The 11,012-nt window shown below is 68.0% G+C and carries 10 protein-coding genes and 1 tRNA gene; 5 read left to right on the top strand and 6 right to left on the bottom strand.

Annotated elements, in window-relative coordinates; all coding sequences use genetic code 11:
• Positions 1–254 precede the first annotated feature (254 nt).
• The gene (locus JHC81_RS11835) at positions 255–530 is read left to right on the top strand and encodes a FeoA family protein (protein ID WP_292174925.1); all 276 of its coding nucleotides are present in this window, start codon (positions 255–257) and stop codon (positions 528–530) included.
• Entirely contained in the window at positions 530–2,398 is a 1,869-nt protein-coding gene (locus JHC81_RS11830; protein ID WP_292174922.1) for a ferrous iron transporter B, read from the top strand. Before JHC81_RS11835 ends, JHC81_RS11830 begins: the two co-directional genes overlap by 1 nt.
• A 9-nt stretch (positions 2,399–2,407) precedes the next feature.
• Here the strand turns inward: JHC81_RS11830 and JHC81_RS11825 are convergent, their stop codons facing one another.
• Positions 2,408–3,172: a polysaccharide biosynthesis/export family protein gene (locus JHC81_RS11825; RefSeq protein ID WP_292174919.1), complete on the bottom strand. Its 765-nt coding sequence runs from the start codon at positions 3,170–3,172 to the stop codon at positions 2,408–2,410.
• 121 nt (positions 3,173–3,293) lie between these two features.
• Here JHC81_RS11825 and JHC81_RS11820 point away from each other — a divergent pair, with 121 nt between their 5' ends.
• Both JHC81_RS11820 and JHC81_RS11815 read left to right on the top strand, forming a co-directional pair.
• Positions 3,294–4,751, top strand: coding sequence for a Wzz/FepE/Etk N-terminal domain-containing protein (locus JHC81_RS11820; RefSeq protein WP_292174915.1), 1,458 nt, complete (start codon positions 3,294–3,296; stop codon positions 4,749–4,751).
• 37 nt (positions 4,752–4,788) lie between these two features.
• Complete coding sequence (locus JHC81_RS11815) at positions 4,789–5,490, top strand: hfsB (protein ID WP_292174912.1); 702 nt, start codon at positions 4,789–4,791, stop codon at positions 5,488–5,490.
• Here JHC81_RS11815 and JHC81_RS11810 read toward each other — a convergent pair.
• From JHC81_RS11810 to JHC81_RS11790, 5 genes are all read right to left on the bottom strand, one after another.
• The gene (locus JHC81_RS11810) at positions 5,487–6,431 is read right to left on the bottom strand and encodes a glycosyltransferase family 2 protein (RefSeq protein WP_292174910.1); all 945 of its coding nucleotides are present in this window, start codon (positions 6,429–6,431) and stop codon (positions 5,487–5,489) included. The two genes, JHC81_RS11815 and JHC81_RS11810, sit on opposite strands and share 4 nt — an antisense overlap.
• Positions 6,431–7,363: a glycosyltransferase family A protein gene (locus JHC81_RS11805; RefSeq protein WP_292174907.1), complete on the bottom strand. Its 933-nt coding sequence runs from the start codon at positions 7,361–7,363 to the stop codon at positions 6,431–6,433. The genes JHC81_RS11810 and JHC81_RS11805 overlap by 1 nt, the downstream gene beginning before the upstream one ends.
• Positions 7,360–8,811 (bottom strand): lipopolysaccharide biosynthesis protein, encoded by a 1,452-nt coding sequence (locus tag JHC81_RS11800; protein ID WP_292174905.1) that lies wholly within the window; start codon positions 8,809–8,811, stop codon positions 7,360–7,362. The genes JHC81_RS11805 and JHC81_RS11800 overlap by 4 nt, the downstream gene beginning before the upstream one ends.
• Before the next feature lie 3 nt (positions 8,812–8,814).
• Positions 8,815–10,398, bottom strand: a complete 1,584-nt coding sequence (locus tag JHC81_RS11795; RefSeq protein ID WP_292174902.1) for an exopolysaccharide biosynthesis polyprenyl glycosylphosphotransferase — start codon at positions 10,396–10,398, stop codon at positions 8,815–8,817.
• Between the two features lie 91 nt (positions 10,399–10,489).
• Positions 10,490–10,581, bottom strand: a tRNA-Ser gene (locus JHC81_RS11790).
• Positions 10,582–10,736: 155 nt separating this feature from the next.
• Between JHC81_RS11790 and JHC81_RS11785 the strand changes: the two genes are divergently transcribed.
• A partial coding sequence (locus JHC81_RS11785) for an SCP2 sterol-binding domain-containing protein (RefSeq protein ID WP_292174900.1) occupies positions 10,737–11,012 on the top strand: 276 nt, incomplete at its 3' end.

Raw genomic sequence — 11,012 nt, 5'->3', positions numbered from 1 at the left:
GGTGGGGCGAGGCGCTTCGTTGGACGCTTCCTGACCGCAGGCACCGAGGACCACAGTCGTCAGCGCCAGTCCGCTGATCGTCAGGAGGGTGTGAGTGCGGGTCATGTCGGGCTCCGAGGCGATATGTCGGTGATACCGCAACGGCGCGAACCGGCAAGCACCTGCGGCACCGCGTCGGGGTGGACGCAGCCCCATCGCGCCTGATAATCACTGTCAACTGAAGGCGCGTCAGCGTCACCGTCGCCAGAGTGCTCATGTCCCAACCCTCCAAACTCAGTCAGGCCCGCCCGGGCGACCGCGGCGTCATCGTTCAGGTTGGCGATCACTGCCATCATCAGGACCATGCGCTGGAGCTGGAGCGTCGCTTGCTGGAGCTAGGCTTCGTCGAGGGCGCGACCGTGGAACTGCTGCACGAAGGCCTGTTCGGGCGCGACCCCATCGCCATGAAGGTCGATGACATGCGGGTCGCCCTGCGCCGGCACGAGGCGGCCAGCATCACGGTCCAGCTCGAAAACAGGGCGGTCGCCTGATGGATGTGGCGTTGCGTGCGGCGCGGATCGCGCTGGTCGGAAATCCCAACAGCGGCAAGACGGCCCTGTTCAATGCCCTGACCGGCGCGCACCAGAAGGTGGCCAACTATGCGGGCGTGACGGTCGAGCGCAAGGAAGGCCTGATCCGCGCGACCAGCGGCCGGACTCTGTCGGTGCTCGACCTGCCGGGCACCTATTCGCTGCGCGCCCGCAGCCCGGACGAGGAGGTCACGCGCGATGCCGTCCTGGGCAAACTGGTCGGGGAGGCCGAGCCGGATGTGGTGGTCTGTGTCGCCGATGCGACGAACCTGCGGCTGGTCCTGCGTCTGGCGCTGGAGCTGAAGGCCGTGGGGCGGCCCATGGTCCTGGCCGTCAACATGTATGACATCGCCCAACGTCAGGGCCTGCGGATCGATCTGGTCGGCTTGTCGCGCGAGCTGGGTGTGCCGGTGGTGACGACGACCGCCACGCGTCGACGCGGTATTCCCGAACTGGTCGCCGCGATCGAGGAAACGCTGGCCGCTGCGACGCCCGGCCAGAATGCCTGGTCCGCGCCGGACGCCTCGGGCCTGCGCGCCAATGCTCGCGATGCCGAGCGGATCATGAAGGCCTACGTCAAGCCGCCGGAGCAGCCCGATACGCTGACCGGCCGGATCGATGGCGTCCTGCTGCACCCGGTGGCGGGTCTGGTCATCCTGACGGCCCTGCTGTTCGTGATGTTCCAGGCGGTCTTCACCTGGGCCACGCCGCTGATGGACGGCATCGAGGCCCTGCTGGGCGGTCTGGGGGCCTGGGTCGCCACCGTCATGCCCGACACCATCTGGCAGAGCCTGATCGTCGATGGACTGATCTCCGGCGTCGGCAGCGTGCTGGTCTTCCTGCCGCAGATCCTGATCCTGTTCCTGTTCATCATCATGCTGGAAGACCTGGGCTATATGGCCCGGGCGGCCTTCCTGCTGGACCGGATCATGGGATTTGCGGGCCTGCACGGGCGAGCGTTCATTCCCCTATTGTCCAGCGTGGCCTGCGCCATTCCGGGCGTTATGGCGGCGCGGGTGATCGACAACAAGCGAGACCGCCTGACCACCATCATGGTCGCGCCGCTGATGACCTGTTCAGCGCGGATTCCGGTCTACACCCTGATCATCGGAGCCTTCATTCCAAACGAGACGGTCTGGGGTTTCCTGAGCCTGCAGGGCCTGGTCATGTTCGGCCTCTATGTAGCCGGGATCGTAAGTGCCCTGGTCGTGTCCTTCGTCATTCGGCGTATCTTCTGGCGCGGCGCGGTCGAGCCGTTCATGATGGAACTGCCGGCCTACAAGCTGCCGGATATCAAAAGCGTGCTGTTCAATCTGTGGCTTCGCGCCCGGATCTTCATCGAGCGGGCGGGGCGGATCATCCTGCCGCTGATGATCATCGTCTGGGCCCTGTCGACCTTCCCCTATCCGCCCGAGGGCGCGACCGGTCCGGCCATCGACTATTCCTTCGCTGGCATGATCGGCAAGGCGCTGGAGCCCATCTTCGCCCCCATCGGCTTCAACTGGCAGATGGTCATCGCCCTGATCCCCGGCATGGCCGCGCGCGAGGTCGCCGTGGCCGCCCTGGGCACCGTCTATGCCGTCGCCGATCCGGAGAGCGCGACCAGCTTGCTGGGCGTCACCCTGGCGGCGCAGTGGTCGCTGGCGACAGGTCTGGCCTTCCTGGCTTGGTACATCTTCGCGCCCCAGTGCGTGGCGACGCTGGGCGTGGTGCGGCGCGAGACCAACTCCCTGAAATGGACCTGGGCCATGATCGTCTACATGTTCGCCCTGGCCTATCTGGCGGCCTTCGTGACCTATCGCGTGGCGGTGGCCCTGGGCGGGGGCTGACGCGCGTTCTCAGAAACTCTGATACTGCCCGCCCAGCGCATAGGTGAAGCCGACAGGCAGGGCGTTGCGGAACTGGGTGACGAAGTTGGCGACTTCGCCCAAGGTCGTCCGCGGCACGAACAGGATGTCGCCGCGCCTGAGCGCGATCACCTCGCCGCGACGCGGCCGCAGGTCCGCCGCCCGAAGCATGCGCGTGCCGCCGCGACCGCGTCGGATCAGGGCCACCTCCTGCTGACGGGCCGTGGGCAGGAAGTCGCCGGCCTGGATGATGGCCTGATAGGCGTCCAGGTCGCCGTTCATCTCGATCATGCCGGGCGTGCGGACCTCGCCTCCGACCCAGACGCGGATCGGTCCGGCGGTCTTCAGCGTCACCTCGACCAGCGGGCGACGTAGCTGGCTGGCATAGGCGGCAGAGGCATCGGCTTCCAGTTCCGCGATGGTGCGGTCCGCTGCCATCAGCTGGCCCACGAGGGGCAGGGACACCCGCCCGTCCGGCCCGACCCGCTGTGTCCGGGTCAGCTCCGTCGCCGTCGGGGTCGCGATCTCGATCTCGTCGCCGGGATAGAGGACATATTCCTGCTCGTCCTCGCGCCATTCGGAAAAGCCGATCTCGGGAAAGCTGTCGCGGTCCAGGGTCTGGACGCGATTGCCGCCGGGCTCGGTGCCCGGGCCCATCAGGCGCGAGGCCATGCCTCCGGTGCCGGCGCAGCCGCTGACCATGCCGGTGGTGAGGGCACCCATGCCGAACAGAAGCAGGCGGCGGTCTATGGGCATGGCAGAATCGGTCCTGAAGGCGATGTCGCAACACAGGTTAGCGGACATGGGTAACCATCAGTTAACGCCGGTGGCCCAAGGCTGATCATCACAGTCCGATTTGATGGAATCAGTGCGCGCCATGCGTTCGACGGCCTACACCACAGCCCGCCCGCGCTACGGCTTCATGGATGTCGTCGGCCTGCTGTTCCGCGAGCTGATGCTGATGATCGCGGTCTTCCTGCTGATCTTCGCCATCGGAGCCGCCGTCGTCCTGACGATGAAGAAGACCTATACCTCTACCGCCAGTATCTATGCCGGGGTGGGTCAGGAATATGCCTATCAGGCGCGCGTCGGCACGATCACCGAACGTGGCCAGACGCTGGAATCCGACGCCGTCGCCCAGTCCGAGGCCGCCATCCTGAACAGCCTGGGCGTCAAGCGTCGCGCGGTCGAGGTGCTTGGGCCCGCCGCTGTCCTCGGTCCCGATCTGAAAGGCACCCGCGCCGAACAGGTGACTGCCGCGGTCAAGGCCATCGATGAGGGGCTGGGCGTGGGCGTCACGCCCGGCAGCGCGATTATCTCCGTATCGTATCAGAGCAGCGATCCCGAACGCGCCGCCACCGTATTGAACGCTGTCATCGACCAGTATCTGGTCCAGCGACGGACCCTGTTCCGCGACCGCGCCGCCCCCGCCATCGCCAGCCAGCGCGAGGCCTTTGAGGACGAGCTGGACCGCGCCGACGTGGCCTATGAGAACTTCCTGCGGACAAACAACATCGGCGACTTCGCCACCGCCAAGGCGACGCTGGCCGCGACCTATCAGACGACCTATGCCGAGACGCTGTCGGTCCGCGCCCAGCTCAGCCAGGCGACGCAGCGGCTGGCCACCCTGGAGCGCCAGCTGGCCCAGCAACCGGCCGAGGTCGTCCTCCAGCAGGATCTGAATGTTCAGGCCCAAGACCAGATTCTGACCCTGCGCACCCAGCGCGAAAACCTGCTGGCCCGCTATAACGAAGACGCCCAGCCCGTCCGTGATCTGGACGAGCAGATCGCCCAGCTTCAGGCCTATGTGGCCACCGGCACCACGGTCGGGGCGCGCGAGGTCCGCACGGGCCCTAGCACCATCTTCACCGAGATCGAGACCACACGCATCAACGCCGCCGCCGACCGCGACGCCCTGCGGGCCCGCCTGAGCATTCTGGAGGGTCAGCTGGCGCAGCTGCGCGCCCGCCAGGCGGAGCTGACCCAGCTGGAATCGACCAATGCCAATCTGGCCGGCAACCGCGAGGTCCTGACCGCCTCCATCCGCGACTTCCAGCAACGCGAGAGCGCCGCCCGCGCCGACAGCGCCCTGGTCGCGGCCGGGGCCGACAACGTCAATGTCATCGCCCGGGCCGAGGCCCCGACACGCGGCACCAGCCTGAAGCTGCCGTTACTGGCCGCCGCCTTCCTGTTCGCCGGGCTGACGGCCCTGTGCGTGGGCCTGTTGCGGGTCTTCACACGGCGCGGCTATCCGACCCCGGCGACAGTCGGGCGGACCATGGACCTGCCGGTCCTGGCCGTCGCGCCGATGAAGACCGCACCGCGCGGCGCATGATAGGCTTGAAGCCTGTCGTGAGCGCGTAACGATTCGCATGGTCGATCTGACATCCGAAATGGCGGCCCTCTGGGCGGCGCTGGGACCCGCGCCGGGCCATCGCGGACGTGTGGTTCAGATCGCGGCGGCCAACACCGGCGAAGGCGTCTCCACCGTGGCGCGCGAATACGCCCGGCTGGCGGCGGTCCGTGCGCGCAAGCCTGTCTGGCTGATCGACGCCGATCTGGCCCAGCAGGGGCAGTTGGACGCCGTGAGCCAGGCCCCGGACCGTTTCGGCAAGTTGGGCAAGGCGGCGATCGCCACGCCCGACGGCTCCATCTTCTATGCGGTGACGCCCCGCATCATGGATCGGGGTGGACGACCCGTGCATCCCGCGCGTCTGCTGACCGCGCGCCCCTGTCTGGGGGGACGTCTGTGGGTGACGAAGTTTGCCGCTGAGGCCCTGCGGGCTGGCCAGCGGGCAGAGGCCATCGGCGATCCCCGCTACTGGGACGCCCTGCGCCGCCATGCCGACACGGTGGTGATCGACGCCCCCGCCGCGGACCGCAACGACCTGTCGATCACCCTGGCCCCCATCGTCGATTCGACCGTCATCGTCGTCGCTGCGGGCAGCACCGCCCCGAACGAGCCCCTGATCCTGCGTGACGAGATCGAGGCGGCCGGTGGTCGTATCGCGGGCGTCGTCGTCAACCGCTCGACTTATGAGCCCCCGGCCTTCCTGAAGAAGCTGGCGGGTTAGGCGGCCGCCTTTTCCAGCCGGGCCAGTTCGCGCGCGCCATAGAAGTGCGGTTCGAACCCCTTCATCCAGAACAGCTTTCCGATACCGCGGGCGGTCCGATCATACAGGTCGGCCCGTCGAGGGCTTCGGACGATGGCCAGCGCGACAGAGCCTGCCCCCCACACCATGGCCTGAGCCGCCCCGATCAGCATCCAGCGCGCTACGGCTGGCCAGTCCTTAGCCGCCGCCGCTGTCTGGCTGGGCCCCTGGCCATAGGCGAAGGCGCGGGCCAGGGCATAGCGCAGGGTGGCCCGGTGCGGCGGGGCGAACTCCTCGACCCAGGCATCGGCGGCCCAGCCGAACCGTCCGCCGCGCGCCGACAGGGCTGCGAACAGGGCATCGTCCTCGCCCCCCGCCTGATCCGAGGCGGTATTGAACGGGGCCGGGCCGGGCAGGGCGGTCGCCCGCACCATCAGGGAATTGCCGCACCCCCAGGGTTGGTCGATGAGCTGTGTCTTCGCCGGACCGTGACGCCCGAAGAAGCGCTCCAGATAGGGCTGCAGCCAGGGCTCGGCAGATGGCGCGCGCCCCGTGATGGGGCCGAACACCACATCGGCGCCGGTCTGTGTCTGTCCCTCCAGCAAGGCCGCCAGCCAGCCGGGCGAGGCGACCTCGTCGTCGTCCAGAAAGGCGATCAATGGCGCTTCGGTCGCCGCCAGTCCCGCATTCCGCGCCGTGGCCACGCCCGGCACCGGCGCATGGACATAGGTCAGCGGCCACGGCCTCTCGGTCTGCAGACCCTCGACCAGATCGCGTGCTGAGCCTGTCGGGTCGTTATCGACCACCACGATCTGGCCGACCCGATGCCCAACCGCTTGCTGGCCGAACACCGACTGCAAGGCGTCGAGCAGGCCATCGGGCCGTCGCAGGGTCGGGATGATGACCGCGACATCGCCCGCCATCAGATCGCGTCCGCATAGAGGGCCGCGCGGTACAGACGCAGCGAGAAGGCCCGCGCCTTGACCGGCAGCCAGCCCGCCTCGGCCCCCTTGCGCATCATCCGCCGCCAGACTGGCAGGCCGGGCACCCGCTTCAGCATCCGCGCCACCTTATGGCTGGGATAGGCCGCGACGATCTCCGGGTGGCGCTGGGCCATGCGGGCGAAGTTGGGGGCCGACTGTTCGTACTTGGCGGCCAGCGACTGGACCGTATCCAGCCCCATGTGCGTGGCTGGATTGTCGATATGCAGCACCTCGAACCGGCGGGCGACGCGCATGGCCCACTCCACATCTTCCCAGCCCCAGCCGGTGAAGCCGGGATCGAAGGCCTCGGCCTCGAACACATCGCGCCGGACCAGGAGGTTTGAGGTGTAGACGTACTTCTCTGGCTGCTGCGCCCGCTCGACATGGCCCACACACTCGGAAGCGGCCGCCAGCGCCCGGTGCACGGCGAACTTCGCATCGGTCGGGGCCTGCAACAGGGAAAAGCCGCCGAACGCTATGGCCGGGTCGCGCGCCTCGATCAGATCCGCCCAGCTCCTCAGAAAGTGGTCGCTGTCCGGCCGCATGTCGCTGTCCAGAAACAACAGCGTGCTCCCTCGCGCTGCCGTGGCCAGGCGGTTGCGCCCGATCGCACGCCCCTCATTGGCGGCCAGGGTGATCAGGCATACGGGCAGGGTCAGGTTCGCCAGTTGCTGTGTCAGCCGCGCCGTCAAAGCCGCATCGCCGGTGCCGTCGTCCAGCAGGATGATCTCGACTGATCCCGCCAGCGCGTTGGCCTCTCGTTCCAGCATCTCCAGAAGGGACGTCGGGTCATCGCGCAGGAAGGGCGTCAGCACGGACAGTCGCGGCTGCGCAGCCTGCCACGTCGAGCTGAAGGTCAGATGCGCGCTCATGCCGTCGCACCCCGTGCCCGCAGGCGGTCCGCCAGTCGCAGCGCCACGTCACGAATGCCCGACGCATTCAGGGTCAGCGCCACGACCGCATAGACGATGCCCCCGACCGCTGCATCCATCATCAGCTCGGCGAACCCTCCAATGGGCGGCAGAGCCAGAACCGCCAGCGCCATCACCCCTGTCGCGATCAGGCATCGCACCAGGGCGTCCCAGGGCACCGGCAGAGCCACGACCCGCCGCCCGATCAGCCAGGTCGCCAGCAGGCCGACGGCGAAACTGGCCGCCGTCGACCAGGCCGCCCCGACGAGGCCGAAGCGCGGCACCAGGATGAAGTTCAGCACGATGTTCAGCACCGCGGGAATGGCCATGGCCTCCAGCAGCCGCTTGGTCTTGCGCCCCAGGGTGAAGGCCTGTCCGAAATAATAGGCTGTCAGCCCGAACAGCAGGGCCGACAGGGCGATCCAGGGCGTCACGCTGGTCGCCGCCACACGCAATTCCTCGCCGATCAGCACCTCCGACAGCGGCCGGGCCACCAGTGCCACCCCGGCGGCGGCGGGCAGGCCGATCAGGAAGAAGGTCGAGGCCTGTTCCCGCGCGGCGATCTTCAGCTGGCTCAGCCCTCCGCGCTCCAGCGCCATGACCATGGCCGGCTGACCCGCAGTGCCCAGCCACAGGAACATGACGTCCAGCGTCCGGTTCGCGATAGAGTAGCTGGCGTGATAGGCCCCCACCGCCGCCTCATCCATGTAGAAGGCCAACAGGAACCGGTCCGTCGATGCCAAAACGACCGTCAACGCCAGCGAGGCTGCGATCGGATAGCCGTAGAGGGCGTATTCCCTGACCCGGGCCCGCTCCAGCCGCCCGCCGGCCCCGTGTTTCAGTTCGCCCGGCAGGACGAAGGGCAGGGCGATCAGCGGGGCCAGTCCCAGCCCCAGCAAGGGGGCCGCGCCGCCCGCGCCCGCCAGCGCAAAGCCGATGCCGATGGTCAGGCCGCCGATGGCGACGGCCATGTCCAGTCGCGCCGCCTTGGACACCTCGCCCGCCGCGCGGTACCGCTCCTGCGCCAGCTTGCTGAATGCCCGGATGGGACACCCCGCCAGCCCGGCCGCCAGGGCGATCTTCAGCAGCGGATCGGCCGGCCACAGCCACAGCACCAGGGCCACCACCGGCACGAAGGCGAGCGTCAGCAGCCCGGCGGCGCGGTACAGGCTGGCGAAATGGCCGACCAGGTCCGCCCCCGGTTTCGAAGAGGCCCAGAACCGGGCCATCGAGGCCTCCATCCAGCTGAACACCGCCACATGGGCCAGGGTCAGGACGGAAAACGCGAGCGCATACCGCCCGAAATCCTCCGGGCTCAGCAGGCGCGTAAAGACGATGATGGCCAGAAACCCGACCAGCCCCTGCACGATGTTGGCGGGCAGATAGCCCCAGACCCCGCGCCAGAACATGGCTCAGCGCACCGCGCTGCGGTCGCCCAGCAGGACGGGCACGGTGATCGCCATGATCCACAGGTCCAGCCAGATCGACTGGCGTTCCACATAGTCGATGTCCAGTTGCACCCGGCGGCGCACGTCCTGGGCGGTGTGCAGCGGCCCGCGCGAGCCGTTGACGGCGGCCCAGCCGGTCATGCCCGGCTTGATGCGATGGCGATGGGCGTAGTCGGCGACCAGTCGCGCGCTCTCCACATGGCCGGTCTTCATGCCGATGGCGTGGGGGCGGGGCCCGACCAGCGACATCTCGCCGGTGAGTACGTTCAGCAGTTGCGGCAGCTCGTCCAGGCTGGTCTTGCGGATGAAGCGGCCGATGCGCGTCACTCGGTCGTCGTCCTGGGTGACCTGACGGCTGGCGGTGGCGTCGGCGGTCTCCTGGCGCATGGAGCGGAACTTCCAGACCACGATCTCCTCGTGATTGAAGCCGTGACGACGCTGGCGAAAGAAGATCGGCCCCGGGCTGTCCAGCCGAATGGCCAGGGCGATCACCGCCATGACGGGGGCCAGCAGGATCAGGGCGATCAGTCCCACAATGATGTCCTGCATGCGCTTGTTGAAGGCGCGTCGGTCAGGATCCAACGGCCCCTGAATGTCCGCCAGCGGGGCCGCCGCCAGCCGGTCCAGCGCCCGGTTGGTTTCCTCCGCACCCGTCGGCTCGACCAGCAGGGTTACCTCATTGGGCAGCAGGCTGAGGCGATTGTTCAGCTCGCGCACCCGCGCCTCGGCTTTGGGATCGATGGCCAGCACAATCCGGTCGACATAGGGCGTCATCTTGTGGGCCAGCAGGGCGTCGGCCGTCCCCAGCACCGGCACGCCCTCGATCGCGGTCGGCGACCGCGCCAGCCGGTCGTCGAAGATGCCCAGCACATTCAGGTCGCGCCGCTTCAGCGCCTCGCGGATCAGACTCTCGGCCCGCCGGGTTGCCCCGACCAGAACGATATTGGGTGTCAGAGCGCCCGACGCCCGCCATTTCCGCACCAGCCCGCCCCAGCCCATGTGCAGGCCGGTCATGGCGATCAGCGTCAGCGCGATCCAGCTTAGCACCCCGACCCACTGCCCCTGCGGAGCGCCCGTGAACGCCAGACTTCCCAGGGCCGCGATCCCGCCTATGCCCACGATGGCGACCACCGACGTCAGGTGCGACGAGGCCGACTGCCGCCGAGAAAACCGGTACCGCCCCAGCGACCGCATCAGGGCCAGCACCACCACCGCCCCGATCACATAGGGCGCGACATGGGCCAGGGGGCTCTGGAATACGCTGTCGGGCGTGCTCAGCGCGGCACAGCCCAGGCTGATCGCCACCACGATCAGAACGTCGAACGCGCGGAAATAATGGGCCGCCAGGCGCGAGGCGTGCCTCTGGCGCGCATTCAGCCAGACATCGGGGCGAAACGGGCCGCGACGTGCGGCGCTGTCGTCGCCGCGGGGTGCCTTCCTGCGGCCCTTGGCCAGGGCCGGCAGGCCCACGACTGCCTCCGCCACGGCCTCGCCCGCGACGGCATCCCCGCGAACGGGGTCGGGCATCAGGCGGGCGGCATCGGGCATGAAGCGGGCTTTGAGCGGGCTGCAAAGGAACAGCGCCCATCCTGCCCCATGCGCCCTCACTGTCGCGTTAACAGGCTGATTTTTCATGGAGTGGCGGAGACGCAGGGATTCGAACCCTGGGTACCCCTTACAGGGTACGACGATTTAGCAAACCGTTGCTTTAAGCCACTCAGCCACGTCTCCGGTAAGCGGGTGATTAGCCGAGGGCGATGGCTTGCGCAACGGGGTCTGCGGTGATCTCGCCAACTTGACGCCGCGTGACCTTGGCACGCCTGCTTTCCCGGTCTAGGTCCATGTCCTCAACCGGTCTTCGCGACCGATCAGCAGAGGAAACGCACATGCCCGATCTGGCTCAAGTCACCGAACACATCCGCGGCGCCGTGGGCGACAACTCCGGTCTGGGCAAGACCGTGAAGCTGGACCTGGGCGACACCGGCAAGATCTACATCGACGGCACCTCGGTCCCGAATACCGTGACCAACGAGGACAAGCCCGCCGACGCCACCGTCTCCATCGGCTGGGACGACTTCATGGCCCTGTCCGAGGGCAAGCTCGATCCCATGATGGCCTTCATGCAGGGCAAGCTGAAGATCGCCGGCGACATGATGATCGCC

The organism is Brevundimonas sp. (assembly GCF_016463295.1).
GTDB lineage: Bacteria > Pseudomonadota > Alphaproteobacteria > Caulobacterales > Caulobacteraceae > Brevundimonas.
Note: the sequence above shows the minus strand (reverse complement) of the source record. Positions and strands in the feature narration are given on the sequence as shown.

Excerpts from the sequence above, each read along its gene's own strand:
- JHC81_RS11830 (WP_292174922.1), top strand. The coding sequence starts at position 530 with ATGGATGTGGCGTTGCGTGCGGCGCGGATCGCGCTGGTCGGAAATCCC.
- JHC81_RS11835 (WP_292174925.1), top strand. The coding sequence starts at position 255 with ATGTCCCAACCCTCCAAACTCAGTCAGGCCCGCCCGGGCGACCGCGGC.
- JHC81_RS11815 (WP_292174912.1), top strand. The coding sequence starts at position 4,789 with ATGGTCGATCTGACATCCGAAATGGCGGCCCTCTGGGCGGCGCTGGGA.
- JHC81_RS11825 (WP_292174919.1), bottom strand. The coding sequence starts at position 3,172 with ATGCCCATAGACCGCCGCCTGCTTCTGTTCGGCATGGGTGCCCTCACC.
- JHC81_RS11800 (WP_292174905.1), bottom strand. The coding sequence starts at position 8,811 with ATGTTCTGGCGCGGGGTCTGGGGCTATCTGCCCGCCAACATCGTGCAG.
- JHC81_RS11810 (WP_292174910.1), bottom strand. The coding sequence starts at position 6,431 with ATGGCGGGCGATGTCGCGGTCATCATCCCGACCCTGCGACGGCCCGAT.
- JHC81_RS11820 (WP_292174915.1), top strand. The coding sequence starts at position 3,294 with ATGCGTTCGACGGCCTACACCACAGCCCGCCCGCGCTACGGCTTCATG.
- JHC81_RS11805 (WP_292174907.1), bottom strand. The coding sequence starts at position 7,363 with ATGAGCGCGCATCTGACCTTCAGCTCGACGTGGCAGGCTGCGCAGCCG.
- JHC81_RS11795 (WP_292174902.1), bottom strand. The coding sequence starts at position 10,398 with ATGCCCGATGCCGCCCGCCTGATGCCCGACCCCGTTCGCGGGGATGCC.